Below are 17,600 nucleotides of genomic sequence, written 5' to 3'. Positions count from 1 at the left end.
GCTGTCGGATGCGGCGGGCGACGATGTCGCGGACGACGGGGCGGACGGTTCGAGCCACGGCGACGACGGGGCGGACGGTTCGAGTCACGGGCGAGTCACGGGCGGGCTACAGCAGTGTGGTGACGTTGTCGGCGTGGTCCGCGCCCACGAGCTCTCGGAGGGCGTCGGGGTCGCACTCGCCGTTCGCGTTCACGAGGTAGACGGCGCCGTCGCGGTCGCCGTACGCCCGGTGGAAGTCGTACGCGAAGCCGTACACGTCGACGTCGGCGGCGGCTTCGGTCTCACGGGCGGCCGCGACCTGCTCGTGGACGTTGTACTCGACGAGGCGGTTGCGGAGGCTCGCGGCGGTGCCGGCGCCGTCGTCCGCGGCCGCGCGGTCCTCGCCGACCTCGGCGATCCCCGCCTCGACGATCGGAACGAGCTCCGCCACGTCCGCCCGGACGCCCGGCTCCTCGGGGACGGCGCCGTCGCGGACCGCCGCGAGGGCGGCGCCGACCGCGCCGCACCCGGTATGGCCGACGACCGCGAGCACGTCCGTGTCCGTGTGAGCGAGCGGGTAGGCGACGCTCCCCGAGAGCACGCGCTCGCCGTCGACGACGTCGCTCACGCGGTTTCCGATGTTGCCCGCGGTGAAGAGGAACCCCGGTCGATCGACCGACCACATCCCCTCCTGTGAGACGCGCGAGTCGGAACAGCAGACGGAGACGACGGGCGGTCGCTGCCCGTCGCGTCGGGCGGCGAGCTCGCCGGCGGCGGCGGACTCGACGTGGTCGTCGTTTCCGTCGAGGAGCTCGGCGAGGAGTTCGCGGCTCATAATCAGCAACTCCCGGTGGGCGTTCAAAAAGGGGCCGGACCGAAGCGGGACGGACCGAAAAGGGCAGGGCCGGGACGAGCCGACCGGGTCAGATCACGAACCCGACGATCTGAAACAGGAATCCGAGGACGAACACCGCGATCAACGCGACCGTCGCGACCACGACGGCCGGTGCGAGTGTCTCCTCGTTCTGGTCGAGGACGAGGCTTTCCATGTCTCTCATACGAGTCGCCTCGTCGCCGCGGGGTTTGAACGCTTCGCTCCCGTCCCGGGGCGGGCGTCTCCGCCGGCCAAATCGCCGTCGAATCGGCACCGCGACGAGCCTCCCGCCGTCGAAGAGAACTTTCTTTTACCTCTCGCCGGACCGTACTGGTGGATGAGCGACGGAGCGCGACAACTCGCCGGACCGAGCGGAGGTGTCGATGTCGAACCGTGACGCGGTCGACGGCGGGGACACCGCCGGCGCGTTTGCCGGCCGGGGCGGCGATGAGACGGGCGACGCCGAGGCCGGCGCCCTCGCGGTCGTCTGCGGGCTTCCGGGCGTCGGCAAGACGACGGTCGCCGAGCGGATCGCCGCTCACGTCGACGGCGAGATCCTCCGCACGGACGTGATCCGGAAGGAGCTGTTCGGGGACCCGGACTACTCCGACGCGGAGACCGAGGCGGTGTACGCGGAGCTGATCGACCGGGCCCGCGAGCGCGCCGCCGACGGCGACGCCGTCGTGCTCGACGCCACGTTCGCCGACGCCCGCTTCCGCGCCGATGTCCGGGAGATGGGCGAACGAGTGGCCGAATCGTTCGACCTCGTGGAGGTCGAGTGCGACGAGTCGGTCGTCGAGCGTCGGATCGAGCGCCGCGACGGGATCAGCGACGCCGACTTCGACGTCTACCTCCATTTCAAGGATGTCTTCGATCGGATCGAGACGGCCCACGTGACCGTCGACAACTCGGGCGCGGAGGCGGAGACGTTCGCGCAGGTCGACGCGGCGTTCGGCGCCGAGCCGGGCGGCGGCGAGTGAGCGGCGGGGACGACGGCGCCGCCACCGCCGGGAGTCCCTCCACCTCGACTCGTGCTAGCGATTCGCACGGCGAACGCACACACGCGTCTCCCATCACTTATACCGACGAACGCACTACGGACTGTATGAGCGAAGAATCCGGGCGTCGGAACCTCCGAATGCCCTCGGACGACGAAGTGTTCGCCGTAGTGACCGAGCACCTCGGCGGGAACCACGTCCGCCTGCGGTGCGTCGACGGCGAGACGCGACTGGGCCGGATCCCCGGCCGCATGAAGTACCGGACGTGGATCAGCGAGGGCGACGTCGTGCTCGCGGAGCCGTGGTCCTGGCAGGACGAGAAGGCGAACGTCGAGTGGCGATACGAGGACGACGAGGCGGACCAGCTGCGGCGCGAAGGACACATCCAGTAGTCGTTTTCGAGCGGCCAGTGGCCGCGTTCGTCCCCGTTCCCGCCCAGCGGGTAGCGACCCGGTCAGGCGAACAGGAGGACGATCACGGCCACGAACAGGAGCTCGCCGCCGACGAGGAGGACCGCGACCAGCCAGTAGCGGTAGGTCCAGAGCCACTCGGCGGCCCGGTTCCACCGCTCCGAGAGCCGACCCGCTTCGGCGGCGTCGCTCTCGGTCCCGCCGCGCCCCCCGACGTACGCCTCGTCGAGGCGCCAGCCCCCGTCCGGGTCGTACGTCGCGGGGACCCGCGTCCCGACCACCTCGTCGACGTCCAGCGGCGAGACGCCAGCGGCGTCGAGGAAGGAGAGGAACGCCTCGGACTCGGCGAGCGACCCGTCCCGAGGCGCCGAGAAGCGTTCGACGTGGGTCGCCCCCCCGTGAGGCGGTCGGAGCTCGACCACGACGCGGCGATCCGTCGACCGCACCGCGGTCACGACGAGGACGCTCTCCTCGTCGTTGAGATACGCCTCTCGGAGGCGACGCTGCACCTCGTCGTCGACGGCGTCCGTCGCGTCCAGTGAGTCGTCGACCGACTCCGTTACCTCGCCGTTCGCGTCGATCGACGACTCGGCCGCTCGCCCGTCCTCGGCGGGGTCGTCGGGCATTCGATCGGTGGTTGGCGACGCGCGCTCATAAGCCCGTGGCAGCCGCGGGCGAGACCGCCCCCGCGGGCGCCGACACACCCGCGAGACTGCCCCCGCGGGCGCCGACACACCCGCGAGACCGCCCCCGCGGGCGCCGACACACCCGCGAGACCGCCCCCGCGGGCGCCGACACACCCGCGAGACCGCCCCCGCGGGCGCCGACACACCCGCGAGACCGTCCCGGAAACCGTTTGAACGTCGGCGCCCACACAGTGGTATGCGCGAAGTGACGCTCCTGATCCGCCACCGCGGCGGGCCGGAGTCCGAGGTGAGCACTCGCCACCCGGAGGTGACGATGCGGTCCGTCTCGTCGATGACCGGCCGGGGGACCGAGCGGAAGCGGATCGTGGAGCTCCGCGGGCCGACAGAGGATATCGAGTCGTTCATCGACGAGTTCCGCGCGGCCGACGCCGTCGTCGAGGCGGAGCCGCTGTCGCCGGTCACCGGCAACCACGCGTACGTCGCGGTCGTGGTCGACAGCGAGGGCTGGGAGGGTATCAGAGGCCGGCTCTCGGAGATGGGGATCCACTACCGAACGGGGACGACAATCACCGCCGGAATCGAGCGCTGGACGGTGTACATCGAGGCGGACGACGACCTCGCCGCGATGATCCGCGAGCTGGAACGCGGCGACAACGACGTCGAGCTCGCGCGCAACGTCGAGATGGGGTCGATCGAGCGACCGCCGGGACTGCCGGCCTCGGGCATCCTCGACGGGCTCACCCCGAGACAGCGGGAGGTGCTCTCGACGGCCATCGCGGTCGGCTACTACGACCACGGGAGCGGCGTGGGCGTCGAGGACGTCGGCGACGAGCTCGGACTCGGATCCACGACGGTGTGGGAGCACCTCTCACGGGCGGAGTCGACGGTGATGAACGCCCTCTTCAACCGGTTCGAGGGGCAGACCGAGTCGGACCGGAGCGAGCGGTCGACGGCGGGGGAATCGCCGGAAGACGAGTGACCAGATCGGCGTCCGAACAACGCTTTTGTAGCTACGGCGTTCAGCGACGGGTATGACAGAGGGTTCGGTGTCCGTTCCTGTCGAGCAGTACGAGCGGCTCGCGGCGCTCGCGGCCGCCCGCGGCGTGACGCCCGAGGCCCAGCTCGCCCGCCTGATCGACGACGCCTACGAGGGGCTCGACGGCGACGCGGAGCCGCCGGAGTCGCTCCCGCTCGGGGTCTGCGACGCGGACGAAGAGGAGTAGAGCGATAGCGGCCGCGGTCGCTCGCGGGGCCGCGAGCGTCACTCGTCGTACGGCCAGCGACCGCCGGTCTTCAGCTCCGTGACGTAGCCGTCGGCGATCGACTCCCGGATCGCCGCCCGAGACCGGTGCGCGACCTCGTCGCCGCCGGCCGCGCCGCCGCCGTCCGTGGCGAAGCGGTACGTCGCTTCGGCGACCAGCGTCGCCACCTCTCGGAGGTCGCGCGGGTCGAGCTTGTCGAGCGTGTCGGCGTGGGTGTGGCCCCACCCCCGTCCCGACCGCTCCGACGTCGTCGACGCCATCACCGCCGGGATCCCCTCCTGCACGAACGCCCACTGATCGCCGTGCGGCGAGACCGTCTCGCCGGTCGTGATGGGGGCGTCGAACGCCTCGGCCACCGACCCGAACACCGCTCCCATCCCGTCGAAGCCGTTCGTTCCGACGCGGAGGTTCCGGGAGTTACAGGCGCCGTCGAGGTTGACCACGCAGGCGATCTCGTCGCGCGGCGTCGTCTCGGCCGCGTGGTACGCGCCCCACAGGCCGATCTCCTCCGCGCCGAACGTGACGACGCGAACGCGGGTGTCGAGGTCGCTCTCGACGGACGCGAGCAGGCGGCCGACCTCGGCGACGAGCGCCGACCCCGCGCCGTTGTCGTTCGCGCCGTCGCTCACGTCGTGGGCGTCGACGTGGGCGGTGAGGAACACCGCCTCGTCGGTGTCGGGCCCGACGTCGGCGACGGCGTTGACCGAGGTCGTCGGCTCGTTCCGGCAGTCGACTTCGATCGACACCTCGGGCGCGTCGGGGACGTCGCCGCCGCCGTCGCCGGCCTCGGCGGCGAGGCGCGCCAGTCGCTCGCCCACCTCCTTCGAAACGCCGACCGCGGGGATCGGCCCCGGTCGGTTGTGGTAGCCGACCTCGCCGGTGGGCGGGAGCGCCCCCTCGACGTGGTTTCGGAAGACGAAGCCGACCGCGCCGCGCTCGGCGGCGGTGACGTACTTCTCCATCCGGTGGATCCACCGGTCGTGCGTCTCCGGCGTCCGCGAGGAGGCCATCGCGACCGCGCCGTCGAGGGCGTCGCCAGCCGCCGCGAACTCCTCGTCGGTCCCGTCCCCGACGTCGACGAGGGGAGCGCTCGCCTCGCCGGCCGGCGTCCCGGGGAGCGCGATGACCTCGTGAGAGCGCTCGTGTCGGCGCTCGACGGGACCCGAGAGCTCGATCGCGGAGTCGCCCCGCCACCAGCCGGGGATCTCGAACTCGTCGAGCCCGGCGTTCCGGAGCCCGGCGTCCTCGAAGGCGGCGACGACCCGCTCCGCGCCGCGCCGCTCGCCGACCGACCCCGCCATCCGGTTCCCGATGTCAGTCAGGTCCGTGAGGAGGTCCCAGCCGAAGTCGCTCGTGCGCGCCTCGCCGACGACGCGGTCCGGTAGCGCTGTCATACGACCCGGTTAGACCGAGGGCGAAAAGGGGTTGCGGGAAGCGGAACCGCGGGCCGCGGTCACGACCGGCTCACTTCCACTCCTCGGCGTCGTCCGTGGACCCGAGTTCGCCCTTCGCCCGCCTCGGTGGCCGGCGCATCGTCAGCGCCAGCACGGCGAGATAGAAGCAGCCGACGACCGCGATCACGAGCGCGCCCGGAATCGCGCCGACCGCCGCGGTCGCGACGACGCCGTTCCCGGACGACGTGAACACCGTGAGCCGAACGAGCCACGCGGCGATGAGAACGGTGAGGAGCGGGGCGTACAGCCGACGGAGACGCCGCGACATCGCCTCGACGCTGGGCGTCTTGATCGTCGGCTCACGGAGATCCTCGCTGAGGAGCTTCCGCCAGTTCGACTGCTTGACGCCCTCAGGGTCGAGCGCGTTCGCGAACACGTTCTCCTCTAAGAGCCGCACCCGTGACCGCCAGACGTCGAACATGCGGTAGCGGCGCGTCTCGATGCCGAGGAAGACGCTGAGCATCACGAGTCCGATGAGCAGCACGTAGTGGGGGCGCGACTCGTTGGAGAAGGTCCACGTGAGCAGCGACGCCGTCAGCACGACCGCCCAGTTGGTCGTCCGGTCGATGCGGGTCCGCCACGAACTCATCCGCCCGAGCTCGCCGCGGTAGGTGTGGCTCATGAGCGAGAGCAGGTCGGAGCGGTCCCCCGCCGACTCGGCGGCGACCTCGCGCTCCTCCCGGGACCCGGAATCGAAGTCCTCCGGCGGTTCCGACATACCCTCCGTACCGTGCCCGAACGGGTAAACCCCGGCGCGTAGCGGGACCGCCGCGTTGCGGGGCCGGCGCGGAGGGAAGACCCCCCTCGACGACTCAGGCCGGGTCCGCCTTCGTCACTTCGACCTCGACATCGTCGGGGTCGACGCCGATCCGGGCGAACTGCGTGCGGACGTGCTCCTCGGCCGCGTCGAGCGCCGCCGACTTGGTGTCGAACCCGCGGGGCATCGGCTCCTCGAAGGCGACCCGGATCTCCTCGCCGTCGACGGTGAGCGCCGAGCCGCCGCTCTCGACCTGGTAGAAGGAGTCGCACACCCAGACGTAGGGGGCGTCCTCGTCGGGCGCGCCCTTGTACGTCGGCGGGTCCTCGCCGCGCTCGAACACCGTCCCGGTGAGGTCGGTCCCGCCGCCGCTGCCGCGAACCAGTATCATACCGACGATAGGGCCCCGACGCGGAAAAGGGGCCCGAGACGGGCGCGAGACGCCCGAGACGCCGGCGGCACCCGCGACGCTCGCGACGGCCCGGGCGACCCGGAGGGGGAAACGCTTTCGGCGTGGCGGCCGCTGATTCGCCCATGACGCTGGAGGACTTCACCGAGTTCACCGACGACGAGGGCGACGGCGGGGGCGACGCCGGCTCGCCCGCCGACCGCGACACCGACGACGCGCCCGGAGCGGAGGGAGCGGCTTCGGGAGGCGCGGCGACCGGCGACGGCGGTCGAGCGGTGTCCTCGGGGACCGAGGGCGACGAGGCGGACGACGACGGGTTCGCCGCGTACGACGTGGAGCCGGCGGGCGAGGACGCCGGGCTCGGAGTCGTCTCCGTCTCGCAGGGGCTCCGCGTCGCCGAGGAGGCCGAGGAGACGACGCTGCGGGCGTTCGTCACGACCGGGAACCGCGAGTCGGTCCGGCTCGGGAAGTACCTCCTCGTCCCGTACCCGGACGGCGAGCGGCTGTTCTGTCGGATCACGGGGCTGGAGTACGCGCAGGAGTTCCGCTCGGACGACGCCACCGAGATCCACGCCCGCCGCCAGATGCGCCGCGACGACTTCGCGGAGCGCGACTACAAGTTCATGGCCGAGCTGGAGCCGATGTCCGTCGTGTACGGCGAGGGCGAAGACATGAAGCGGCGGATGACCGACCGGGTGCCGAAGCCGGGCGCGGTCGTCGAGGAGGCCTCCGACGACGCCGAGATCAAGACCGGCCTGAAGATCCCCGAGGACGGCGTCTTCCTCGGTCACCTCTCCGTCGGCGGCGAGAAGGTCCGGACGGCGGCGGAGCCTCCGACCGTCGACTACCGGGTGAAGGACGACTATACTGACGGCGACCCGCTCGCGTTCCGGCACACTCTCGTCGCCGGGGGGACCGGGTCGGGGAAGACCCACGCCTCGAAGAACGTCCTCCGGCAGTACCTCGACTCGGACCGCACCTACCCGACCGGCGACGGCCGGGAGTCGCGGATGGCGGTCGTCCAGTTCGACCCGCAGGACGAGTACGCGCAGATGCACGACGACAACCCGGACCTCGACGCCGACTTCGCCCGGCGGTTGGACCGGGAGGGGATCGCGCACGGCGGCCACGACGACGCGGTCGCGCTGGTGCCCCGGGTCGCGAACGCGACGTACCCCGGCGAGGGGCACCGCGCCGAGCGCGTGGAGTTCACCATCCCGTTCTCGCTCGCGCGGGACATGCCGTGGCTCGTCGCCGGCTCCGGGCTCAACGACAACCAGTACCCGGCCCTGCTGACCCTCCTCAATCGCTTCTTCGGCGACTACGGCGACTCGGGCACGTACAGCCAGTTCCTCTCGTACCTCGACGACCCGGCGCTGAAAGCGGAGCTCGACGAGAGCGGCCGAGTCCACGAGGCGACGTTCGACGCCGTGAAACGCCGGGTCCGGGCGGTCCCCGGCGGCGTGTTCGACCAGGACGCGAAGCCGATCACGGAGTTGGACCACACCCTCGTCCGGCCCGGCGGCCTCTCCGTGGTGCCGACGTACCACCTGCCGACCTCCCGGCAGAAGGAGATCGTCGTGCTCGCGGTCGCGGGGCTCCTCGTCGACGATAAGCTCTCGAACGACCCGGACAGCGACCGGATCGAGGAGACGCCGCTCCTCATCGGCATGGACGAGGCGCACAACTTCCTCGCGGACGCCGACAACGTGCAGGCCCGGAAGGTCGTCCAGAAGTTCACGGAGGCCGCCAAACAGGGCCGCAAGGAGCGTCTCGGCCTCTTCCTGATCACGCAGGACCCGCAGGACGTCGCGGAGTCGGTGTTCAAACAGGTGAACACGAAGATCGTGTTGAACCTCGGCGACGAGGACGCCATCAACAGCGTCAACATCCCCTCGAACCTCGCCGGCAAGGTCCCGTACATGGAGAAGGGGCAGATGGTGGTGTACTCGCCGGACAACTCGGAGCCGGTGGAGCTGATCGGGCTCTCGAAGTGCGTGACGCGCCACGGCGAGTAGGCGAACGGGTAGTCGGGTCGACCCGTTTTCACGCGACCGGATCCGCCGTCGCCCTTTTTCAGGACCGGCCGAGAAGCGTCGCCTATGACCAAACGGATCCTGGTGGCGGTCGACGGCTCGGACGAGGCGACCGAGGCGCTTCGGTTCGCGGCCACGGAGTGGCCGGACGCCGAGCTGACGGCGCTTCACGTGATCAACCCGGCGGACTCGACCACCGGCGCCGAGGGCGGGTTCCCGGGCGCGGTCGACCAGTGGTACGACAGCGCCAGGGGCCGGGGAGAGCGGATCCTCCGCGAGTCATCCGAGGCGGTGGACCGCGATATCGACACCAGACTGGAGGTGGGCCGGCCGACCGCGACGATCCTCGGGGTCGCCGGCGGCGAGGCCGCCGTCGGCGACGAGGACGGGACGGAGGGCACCGGCGAGCCGTACGATCACGTCGTACTCGCAAGCCAGGGCCGGACCGGGATCTCTCGGATCCTCCTCGGGAGCGTCGCCGAGGGGGTCGTCCGCCGCGCCGACGTGCCGGTGACGGTCGTGCGGTAGCGGGACGCGATCCCCTCGCCGCGGGCGTCCGGCTACTCGGACGAGTACGCCGGCGCTCTCAGTTCTCGACCCGGTCGGCCTCGACGATCTCGCCGACGACGGTCCAGCCCTCCTCGTCGGGGCCGGATCGGCCGAGCAGCACCGACTCGTGGTCCTCGGCGGTGATCAGCCGGAACTCGGCGTCGCCGTCGGCGTCGGTGCGGACGCCCTCGCCGCGGAACTCCCGCTGGAAGAACTCGGTCGAGGAGAACTCGAAGACGCCGGTCTCGCCGTCGTCGAGGGTAAGCCTGACCGGGCGCGGCTGCACGTTGTGGATCCGCTTCGCGATCGGATGGAGATCGGGCATGGTCTCGGGTCGGCCCGGTGGGGGAATAAAACCGCGGTCCGCGGCACGTCCGCCCCGAAACCGGACTGACCGAGCGCGACCCGACGACGGTCGCGGGACCGTACGTGCTTATCATGTCATAGAGCGTAAACTAATCCGATACCCAATGATATCCGCCTCACTCGACTACCTGCGCGACGGCGACGACGCCGTCGTCACCGTCCTGATCGGCGGCGTGCTCCTGCTCGCGAGCCCGCTCATCGTGCCGTCCATCCTCGTGCTCGGCTACGTCTCCCGAGTCCTGCGGCTGACGGCGGACGGCGACGACGAGCCCCCGGTCTTCGACGAGTGGGGCGACCTGCTCGTCGAGGGAGCGAAGGCGTTCGCGGTCACGCTCGTCTACTCGCTGGTGCCGCTCGCCGTGTTCGCCGTCGCCGCCGTGGTGACCGTCGGCGCGTTCGTCGTGGTGCCCGGCGGCGGCGGGTCCGGCACCTTCCTCGGGAGCTTCGTCGCCGGCGTCCTCGTGTTAGTCATCGGGATCGCCGGGCTCGCCGTCTCGCTCGTCGGTCTCTACGTGACCCCCGCGGCGCTGGCCGCCGTCGCCGACTCCGGGCGGCTCGGAGACGGGTTCGCGGTCGGGGCGCTCTGGACCGTGGTCTCGAAGCGGGCGTACGCGACCGGCTGGCTCACCGCCGCCGCGGTCGTCCTCGCCGGCGCGCTCGCTATCGGCGTGCTCTCGGTGGTTCCGGTCCTCGGGACGATCGCGGGGCTGTTCGTCCAGTTCTACGCGCTCGTCGCCGCGGCCGCCGTCATCGGCTGGACGTGGGCCGACGTGCGGCCCGTCTCGGCCGAACCGGCGGAGTCGGAGCCCGCGGAGCGGCCCGCGGTGTAGGCGACTTCGACGCTGAACGAACGCATCAAAAGCAGTCGACGCTGAACGAACGCATCAAAAGCAGTGAAAAGCGGCGACCGCCGCGTTACTCGTCGAGAACGTCGTCGTAGTCGCCGGCGTCGACGCGGTCGTCGAACGTCCGGGCGTCCTCGCCCTCGATGGTGACGCCGAGGGAGGCGCAGGTACCGCCGACCTCCTTGGCGGCGTTTTTCACGTCGTACGAGAGCAGGTCGGTCGACTTCTGCTCGGCGACCTTCTTCACCTGTTCGATCGACATGTCCGCGACGAAGTCCGTCTGGGGCTCGCCGGAGCCCGTCTCGAACCCGGCCTCGTCTTTGATCAGCTCGGCCGTCGGCGGGACGCCGACCTCGATCGTGAACGAGCCGTCGTCGTCGTACTCGACGGTGACGGGGACTTCCATCCCGTCGAACGCGGCGGTTTCGTCGTTGATCTGCGCCACGACGTCCTGTACGTCCACCGGCGTCGGCCCGAGCTCGGGACCGAGCGGCGGGCCGGGGTTGGCCTGCCCGCCGGGGACGAGCGCTTCGATAGTTCCAGCCATGTCCGTACGAACCCGGCGATGACTTTTAACGGTTGTTCTTTCGGGTAGCGGGAGCCAGCGGTTCGCATACCTCGGAAATCGAGCGGTCGCGGCCGGCGAGTCCGGGAGTCGCGGGCGGGGTCGAATCGGGCGAGGACCCCGGACGCGGTCGCCGGGCGAAGGCCCGGACACGGTCGCCGTCGGTGGTTGGTGGTTTATATAAACGGCAGCGTTACGACTCCCGTATGGGTACCCACATCGTTCCGGTCGGCTTCGACTACGACCGCATGATCGCCCCGCTCATCCGGGACCAGTTCGACGTCGACCGGGTGATCCTGTTGGAGGGGACGGTCGGTAGCGAGGCCAACGTCGAGTACTCGCGGAACATCGCCCGGAAGCTGGAACAGGACTTCCAGAGCCTGCTCGGCGCCGAGACCGTCCGCGAGCGCCTGACCGACGTGTACGACTACGACGCCGCCTTCGAGCGCGCCTTCGACCTGATCAACGCGGAACTCGACCGCGACGGCACCGGAGAGGAGGGGAGCGGGACCGGGGGCGAGGACGCCGCGGACCCCCCGGCGGAGCGCGAGGTGTGGGTGAACCTCTGTTCGATGCCCCGGCCGGTCTCGTTCGCGTTCGCGACCGCGGCCCACTCGATCATGGTCGAGCGGCAGGACGACCGCGACCGGATCCACACCTACTACACCGCCCCGGAGAAGTACCTCGAGACCGAACTCGCGGAGGAGCTCCGTGCGAACCGCGACCTCCTGCGCGAGCTGGTCGAGAGCGACGCGGTCGACGGCGACGCGATCGACGACGGCCGCGTCGCCGACCGGCTCGACACGACGACGGACCTGTTAGAGGAGTTCGACGAGCGCGGCACCACGATCGGCGCGAAGCGCATCGGCGACAGCCACGTGATCGAGCTCCCCGTGGCCTCGTTCCAGAACGTCAAGCCGTTCGAGGAGCTCGTCCTGTTCACGCTCGGCGAGCACGGCGAGTTCGCCTCCGTCTCGGAGCTGGCGGAGACGCTCGCGGCCGACCTCAACGAGGAGTACACCGACTCGTTCCGCTCGAAGGTGATCTACAACGTCGACCGGCTCGGCCCCGGCGGGAAGGGGTACATCGAGCAGGAGGAGCGCGGGAAGTCCTACCGCACGACGCTCTCGCGGATCGGCCAGCTCTGGGTCCGGGCGCACGCGGACGAGGACCGAGAGCTGGCGCGGTAACTCGGGAGCACTGCGAACGTGGTTCGAACCACGGCTATGTGGGTCTGCTGAAATCCTCAGTCGATGACACAAACCGTGTGCGAGATACAGAGGATGTAGTCCTCACCCACCTGGCCGCCTGAACGTGTAGCTTACCGCATCTGCGTCAACTGTGGGGGTGCCGGCGTCGTGATCCACGACAACCGCAACGGTGTCATCGTACGTGAAATCGTGCAATGGCATCCCAGTCTGGAGCGTCCCATCGCGCGACAGTTCGACACGTGCAGAGCCGAAGTCGATGTGAATCCGATCATCAGTAGCCGTTACATCACCCGCACGACCGAATCGGCGTAGTTCATCAGTCAGTGTCTCCCACTCGTTGAATTGCACTCGTGGTGTCATCCGTCGTTCAATCGTGATGCCGCGTTCAGGAAAGTCTTGATACGAAATCTAGGCCACCGAAGTAACGCGGAGCACTACGAGCGATCCACCAATTGGTAACATACTCATGCAACAGTTAGAGCGTGGATGCAGCACGCCTGTCAAGACCGTGGCGATAGCCGTGGTTACTTATGTGATCTAACAGTGAGACCCGTCGGCCACCGTGTCGACGACGGCGTCCGGTGGGATAACCGTGGACAGCATCAAATCGCTTGCCGCCGGTCTCCACACCCAACTTGAGATATTATAAGAGGAGTATAGAGATTCATATGGACAGTAGACAGCTCGGTATCTCTATACCCCACAATATGTAAATTATATAAAATTAATACGGGGCCCTAGGAGTGACCACCCGTGGAGCAACCACAACAGACGGACGATTTGAAACGCCGGACCGTCCTCGGTCTGGCTGGTGGGACCGTTCTGGGACTGCTCGCGGGCACGGCCGGTGCGAGCGAGTCAGGGGTGAGGAGTGGGGCGTCAGGTGCCGACGCGGCGAGTGCGCTCGACGGCTCGCAGACCGTCAAGCTGGAACAGATCGGTCGCTACGAGGGGCAGAATCTCTTCGACGAGGGTGGCGCAGAGATCGTCGCCTATCACGCCCCGACCGAGCGGCTGTTCGTGATCAACGCCAACATTGGCGGCGTCGAGGTGCTCGATGTCGCGGACCCGTCCGATCCGACGCCCGTGGAGAACAGTCCGATCGACGCCGTGGGCTCCCTCGACGCCGTGGGATCTGCGAACAGCGTGGCGACGTCTGAGGAGCTCGTCGCCGTCGCGCTCGAGGCGACCGTCGCACAGGACCCCGGGCTAGTCGGCTTCTACGACCCCGAGACGCTCGAGTTCCTGGGCACCGCGCCTGTCGGCCCGCTCCCTGACAAGGTCACCTTCACTCCCGATGGCGAGCGGGTGCTCGTCGCGAACGAGGGTGAGCCGACGGAGAACTACGCGTATGACCCGCAAGGCTCGGTCAGCATCGTCGACCTCTCCGAGGGCGTTGACCACGCCACGGTCGACACCGCGGGATTCCGGCGGTTCAACGGCCGAGAGGACCAGCTCCGCCGGCAGGGCATCCGCATCTTCGGGCCGAACGCGAGCGCCTCGCAGGACTTCGAGCCGGAGTACGTCACGATCAGCGACGACTCGCGGACGGCGTGGGTCTCACTCCAGGAGAACAACGCCATCGCCGAGATCGACATCCGGCAGGCGCGGGTCACACGCCTCCTGCCACTGGGGTTCAAGGACTTCAGTATGGCAGGGAACGAACTCGACGCCAGCAACGAGGACGGTGGTGTGAACGTCCGCAACTGGCCGATCAACGGCATCCTCCAGCCCGACGCGATCGGCGCGTACAGCCCGAACGGGCAAACCTACATAGTCACGGCGAACGAGGGGGACAGCCGCGACTACGACTCGTTCAGCGAGGAGGTGGAGGTGTCGGAGCTCCGACTCGACCCGGACGCCTTCGACTTCGACGAGATCGAGGGCATCGACACCGTCGAGGAACTGCAGGCTCCCGAGAACCTCGGGAACAAGAACGCGACGACGACGCTCGGCGACGTCGACGGAGACGGGCTCTACGAGGAGCTCTACGTCTTCGGCGGGCGGTCGTTCAGCATCTTCACTACGAACGGCGAGCTGGTGTTTGACAGCGGAAGCGACTTCGAGGACATCACGAGCGAGCGGTTCGGCGAGGACTTCAACAACGACAATACGGAGAACACGGGCGACAGCCGCAGCGACAACAAGGGTCCCGAACCCGAGGGACTCGCGCTCGGCCAGGTGGGCGACCGCCACTATGCGTTCATCGGCCTCGAGCGCGTCGGCGGGGTCATGGTTTACGACATCACCGATCCCGAGGAAGCCACGTTCGTCGACTACGTCAACAACCGGGACTTCGACTTCGACATCCAGGGCGAGATCGCCAACGGCGACGCCAAGGCGAGTGCCGCCGGCGACCTCGGCCCCGAAGGGCTCGACTTCGCGACTGCCGAGGAGAGTCCTACCGACGACCCGCTCGTGTTCGTCGGCCACGAGATCAGCGGGACGACGGCGGTGTTCCGCGTGATTAGCGAAGAAGAGGGCGACGGCGATGACGAACGCGAGGATGACGACGACCGCGGAGCTGGCAGTGAGGACCAGGGTAACGGGAAGGGCCCTGGTAACGGCAACGGGAAGAGTAACGGCCGCGGTCGGTGACGCCGGCCCGGTAGCCATCGAGTCGTCCCTTTGGCCTCGGAACGGCTCCCTGGACCGTCGAGGCTGACCCGACCGGTGCCCGCTTCCTCGGTCACCGCCGTCCCCTGACCGTTCAGGAGGTTGATGCGCCGCTGTCTGGGTCCGTTCGCGACTGTGACAGCGTATATGTAATATCCTACACAACCAGTTATATGATAAACAGAAGGTTTTGACGCGAGAACACTCTGAAAATTTGGAGCTTCCCAGGCAGGAAAGTGTAGAGGTCATCAGAGTGCGTCGTTGTGAGTGAACTCAACAAAATTTTGGCAGACAGGTTGGTAAATACGCGCTCTGTATGCAGCATAGCTCTGATAACATATCGCCGACTGAGGATTTCAACAGAGCCGGCTATGTAATTATAAACCGCTCCCGCCACGGCGAACGCCTCCGACTCAGGCGCTCGTTCATACGTCGTTGCTGACGCGGTGACCGGCTCCAAAGCCCCAACCGCGCCGAACCGCACCTCACGCCTCCCCAGCCTCGCGGCTCCCTCCGGTCGCCGCATCCCTCGCGCTCGGTTCGCGCCCGCCGGGCGCTCACCGGAGCGCGCCACCGCGGTTATTTAAATAGGTCCCCCGGCCTTTCTCTTCGGTTTATACCCCGCGTCGCCGGCGGCGGTTCGACGCTCGAGCTCCGCCGCGCCCCGCACGCGCGGCCTGCGTCACGATTCTGAGAGGGGGGTGCCGTTACCGTCTCGTTTTTATCCGTGGGACGGGGACGATCACGCCATGACTTCGGCGCGGGACCGCGACGCCGACGCCGCCGACGCGGAGACCTTGGACCGGGACGACTTCGGGTTCGCCGAGCCCGCCACCGACCAGTCGTTCGGGAACGCGCTGGCGAAGGCCCGCGACGGGACGCGCCTCACGGTCGACGACGCGACCGAACTGCTCGCGACCGGCACCGACCGCGACGGGATCGACCCGGTCCGGAAGGAGGCCGTCCTCGAGGCCGCCGACCGCCGCCGCCGCGAGGACGTGGGCGACGAGGTGACGTTCGTCGCCAACCTCAACAACAACGTCACGACCGCCTGCAACACGGGCTGTCTGTTCTGCAATTTCAAGGACTCCGCGCACGCCTTCGAGGCCGACAGCGACGCGGACCACGCCGGCTTCACGAAGCCCCCCGCCGAGTCCCGCCGGATCGTCGAGGACGCCCTCGAGATGGGGATCTACGAGGTGTGCTCCGTCTCCGGGCTCCACCCCGCGCTGGCGCTGAACGAGGAGCACCACGAGGTCCTCGCCGGGTACGACGACCCCGAGAGCGCGGTGAACTACAGGCCGCCGGAGCGGTACGCGACCGACCCGGGCACCTACACCGAGCAGATCGAGGCGATGTCCGTCGGCGGGGTCCACCTCCACTCGATGACGCCGGAGGAGGCGTACCACGCCGCCCGCGGCACCGACTGGGAGTACGAGGCGGTGTACCGCGAGCTGGCGGCCGCGGGGCTCGACTCCGCGCCCGGCACCGCCGCGGAGATCCTCGTCGACGAGGTGCGCGACGTGATCTGCCCCGGAAAGATCCGGACCGACGACTGGGTGGCGGCGATGGAGGGCGCGACCGCGGCCGGGCTCGACGTCACCTCGACGATGATGTACGGCCACGTGGAGACGGTCGCGCACCGCGCGGAGCACCTGAAGGAGGTCCGCGACCTCCAGGACCGCACCGGGGGGATCACGGAGTTCGTCCCGCTCTCCTTCATCCACCAGAACACGCCGCTGTACCGCCACGGCGTCGTCGACTCCGGCCCCTCGCGCGACGAGGACGAGCTCGTGGTGGCGGTCGCGCGCCTCTTCCTCGACAACGTCGACCACGTGCAGGCCTCGTGGGTGAAGTCGGGCGACGCCCACGGCCTGAAGCTGCTCAACTGCGGCGCGGACGACTTCATGGGCACCATCCTCTCGGAGGAGATCACCAAGCGCGCCGGCGGCGAGTACGGCGAGTACCGGTCGTTCGACGACTACGTCGAGATGATCACGGCGATCGGTCGCACCCCGGTCGAGCGCTCCACCGACTACCGCACGCGTCGCCGGATCGACCCCGACGACGGTCCGCACGGCCCGCGGCTCGGCCCGCGGGCCGACGGCTCTCCGATGCTGCCGAACCGGTCGCCCGACGGTCCGGGCCCGGGCGGCGAGTCGACCGAGGCCGACGACTGAGGCGGGGCGCCGCTCGCCCCGCGGTCTCACCGCCTCCCAGCGCGCTGGAATCACCCGAATACTCTTTACAATGGTACACGTTAGCATGCATAAGATGCCCGCGTCAGACGTACCAGCCGCCGGTTCGGAAAGCGACGCCCCGGACGAAGACGGGGAGGCCGACCCGGACCGTCCGAGGGTCGCGCTCACGCGAACCGACGAGCGAGTGCTCGCGTACCTGGACGACGCGGGGACAGACTACCCGGCGTTCGTCGCGAGCAACACGGGGCTGTACGCGGACCACGTGGAGTCGCGGCTGGACGCGCTCGAAGCGGGCGGGCTCGTGGAGCGGGTCACCGGCGAAGCGGTGTACCGGATCACCGACTACGGCCGCGACGCGCTCCGCGACGACTGCGCGCCGTGGTCGGACTGAGCCCCTTTCGAGAACCGTTGCGGCGACGAG

20 protein-coding genes are annotated in these 17,600 nt (G+C 69.2%); 12 read left to right on the top strand and 8 right to left on the bottom strand.

Features of this window, described 5'->3' with window-relative positions:
• Positions 1 to 106 precede the first annotated feature (106 nt).
• Entirely contained in the window at positions 107 to 814 is a 708-nt protein-coding gene (locus DJ73_RS18300) for a carbonic anhydrase (RefSeq protein WP_094558687.1), read from the bottom strand.
• A gap of 88 nt (positions 815 to 902) precedes the next feature.
• Positions 903 to 1,037 carry a hypothetical protein gene (locus DJ73_RS21145; protein WP_254921710.1) on the bottom strand — a complete coding sequence of 45 codons (135 nt, stop codon included), beginning with the start codon at positions 1,035 to 1,037 and terminating at the stop codon, positions 903 to 905.
• A gap of 199 nt (positions 1,038 to 1,236) precedes the next feature.
• On the opposite strand from DJ73_RS21145, the gene DJ73_RS18295 reads away from it, so the two are divergent.
• Both DJ73_RS18295 and eif1A read left to right on the top strand, forming a co-directional pair.
• Positions 1,237 to 1,833: an AAA family ATPase gene (locus DJ73_RS18295; RefSeq protein WP_094558686.1), complete on the top strand. Its 597-nt coding sequence runs from the start codon at positions 1,237 to 1,239 to the stop codon at positions 1,831 to 1,833.
• Positions 1,834 to 1,958: 125 nt separating this feature from the next.
• On the top strand, positions 1,959 to 2,243 hold the full coding sequence (gene eif1A, locus DJ73_RS18290; protein ID WP_094524833.1) for a translation initiation factor eIF-1A: 285 nt from the start codon (positions 1,959 to 1,961) through the stop codon (positions 2,241 to 2,243).
• Positions 2,244 to 2,305: 62 nt separating this feature from the next.
• Here the strand turns inward: eif1A and DJ73_RS18285 are convergent, their stop codons facing one another.
• A complete protein-coding gene (locus DJ73_RS18285) occupies positions 2,306 to 2,887 on the bottom strand; it encodes a hypothetical protein (RefSeq protein WP_094524834.1) in 582 nt (193 codons plus the stop codon).
• A gap of 256 nt (positions 2,888 to 3,143) precedes the next feature.
• Between DJ73_RS18285 and DJ73_RS18280 the strand changes: the two genes are divergently transcribed.
• Both DJ73_RS18280 and DJ73_RS18275 read left to right on the top strand, forming a co-directional pair.
• Entirely contained in the window at positions 3,144 to 3,887 is a 744-nt protein-coding gene (locus DJ73_RS18280) for a helix-turn-helix domain-containing protein (protein ID WP_094524835.1), read from the top strand.
• 52 nt (positions 3,888 to 3,939) lie between these two features.
• Positions 3,940 to 4,131 (top strand): hypothetical protein, encoded by a 192-nt coding sequence (locus DJ73_RS18275; RefSeq protein ID WP_094524836.1) that lies wholly within the window; start codon positions 3,940 to 3,942, stop codon positions 4,129 to 4,131.
• A gap of 38 nt (positions 4,132 to 4,169) precedes the next feature.
• Here DJ73_RS18275 and DJ73_RS18270 read toward each other — a convergent pair whose 3' ends face one another.
• The 3 genes from DJ73_RS18270 to DJ73_RS18260 all read right to left on the bottom strand — a co-directional run bounded on the left by DJ73_RS18270 (position 4,170) and on the right by DJ73_RS18260 (position 6,772).
• The gene (locus DJ73_RS18270; RefSeq protein WP_094558685.1) at positions 4,170 to 5,564 is read right to left on the bottom strand and encodes a M28 family metallopeptidase; all 1,395 of its coding nucleotides are present in this window, start codon (positions 5,562 to 5,564) and stop codon (positions 4,170 to 4,172) included.
• A gap of 70 nt (positions 5,565 to 5,634) precedes the next feature.
• A complete protein-coding gene (locus DJ73_RS18265; RefSeq protein WP_094558684.1) occupies positions 5,635 to 6,342 on the bottom strand; it encodes a DUF2270 domain-containing protein in 708 nt (235 codons plus the stop codon).
• Between the two features lie 94 nt (positions 6,343 to 6,436).
• Positions 6,437 to 6,772 carry a hypothetical protein gene (locus DJ73_RS18260; RefSeq protein ID WP_094558683.1) on the bottom strand — a complete coding sequence of 112 codons (336 nt, stop codon included), beginning with the start codon at positions 6,770 to 6,772 and terminating at the stop codon, positions 6,437 to 6,439.
• Positions 6,773 to 6,915: 143 nt separating this feature from the next.
• Between DJ73_RS18260 and DJ73_RS18255 the strand changes: the two genes are divergently transcribed.
• Together DJ73_RS18255 and DJ73_RS18250 are read left to right on the top strand one after the other, a co-directional pair.
• Positions 6,916 to 8,808, top strand: coding sequence for an ATP-binding protein (locus tag DJ73_RS18255; protein WP_094558682.1), 1,893 nt, complete (start codon positions 6,916 to 6,918; stop codon positions 8,806 to 8,808).
• An 84-nt stretch (positions 8,809 to 8,892) separates the two neighbouring features.
• A complete protein-coding gene (locus tag DJ73_RS18250) occupies positions 8,893 to 9,354 on the top strand; it encodes a universal stress protein (protein WP_094524840.1) in 462 nt (153 codons plus the stop codon).
• Between the two features lie 58 nt (positions 9,355 to 9,412).
• On the opposite strand, the gene DJ73_RS18245 is transcribed toward DJ73_RS18250, so the two are convergent.
• Positions 9,413 to 9,700 carry a transcriptional regulator gene (locus DJ73_RS18245; protein ID WP_094524841.1) on the bottom strand — a complete coding sequence of 96 codons (288 nt, stop codon included), beginning with the start codon at positions 9,698 to 9,700 and terminating at the stop codon, positions 9,413 to 9,415.
• A gap of 145 nt (positions 9,701 to 9,845) precedes the next feature.
• Between DJ73_RS18245 and DJ73_RS18240 the strand changes: the two genes are divergently transcribed.
• The gene (locus DJ73_RS18240; RefSeq protein ID WP_094524842.1) at positions 9,846 to 10,571 is read left to right on the top strand and encodes a DUF4013 domain-containing protein; all 726 of its coding nucleotides are present in this window, start codon (positions 9,846 to 9,848) and stop codon (positions 10,569 to 10,571) included.
• 85 nt (positions 10,572 to 10,656) lie between these two features.
• Here DJ73_RS18240 and DJ73_RS18235 read toward each other — a convergent pair whose 3' ends face one another.
• Positions 10,657 to 11,133, bottom strand: coding sequence for a 50S ribosomal protein L11 (locus DJ73_RS18235; protein ID WP_094524843.1), 477 nt, complete (start codon positions 11,131 to 11,133; stop codon positions 10,657 to 10,659).
• A gap of 224 nt (positions 11,134 to 11,357) precedes the next feature.
• On the opposite strand from DJ73_RS18235, the gene DJ73_RS18230 reads away from it, so the two are divergent.
• From DJ73_RS18230 to DJ73_RS18210, 5 genes are all read left to right on the top strand, one after another.
• The gene (locus DJ73_RS18230) at positions 11,358 to 12,341 is read left to right on the top strand and encodes a DUF6293 family protein (protein WP_094524844.1); all 984 of its coding nucleotides are present in this window, start codon (positions 11,358 to 11,360) and stop codon (positions 12,339 to 12,341) included.
• A gap of 168 nt (positions 12,342 to 12,509) precedes the next feature.
• Positions 12,510 to 12,674 (top strand): hypothetical protein, encoded by a 165-nt coding sequence (locus DJ73_RS20510; RefSeq protein WP_176451167.1) that lies wholly within the window; start codon positions 12,510 to 12,512, stop codon positions 12,672 to 12,674.
• Positions 12,675 to 13,115: 441 nt separating this feature from the next.
• A complete protein-coding gene (locus tag DJ73_RS18220; RefSeq protein ID WP_254921709.1) occupies positions 13,116 to 14,960 on the top strand; it encodes a choice-of-anchor I family protein in 1,845 nt (614 codons plus the stop codon).
• A gap of 767 nt (positions 14,961 to 15,727) precedes the next feature.
• Entirely contained in the window at positions 15,728 to 17,158 is a 1,431-nt protein-coding gene (gene cofH / locus DJ73_RS18215; RefSeq protein ID WP_094558680.1) for a 7,8-didemethyl-8-hydroxy-5-deazariboflavin synthase subunit CofH, read from the top strand.
• Positions 17,159 to 17,252: 94 nt separating this feature from the next.
• Positions 17,253 to 17,570 (top strand): DUF2250 domain-containing protein, encoded by a 318-nt coding sequence (locus DJ73_RS18210; protein WP_094524847.1) that lies wholly within the window; start codon positions 17,253 to 17,255, stop codon positions 17,568 to 17,570.
• The last annotated feature ends 30 nt before the right edge of the window (positions 17,571 to 17,600 follow it).

It is taken from the genome of Halorubrum sp. Ea1 (genome assembly GCF_002252965.1).
Classification (GTDB): Archaea; Halobacteriota; Halobacteria; order Halobacteriales; family Haloferacaceae; genus Halorubrum.
This window is presented reverse-complemented; position numbering and strand designations above follow the sequence as displayed.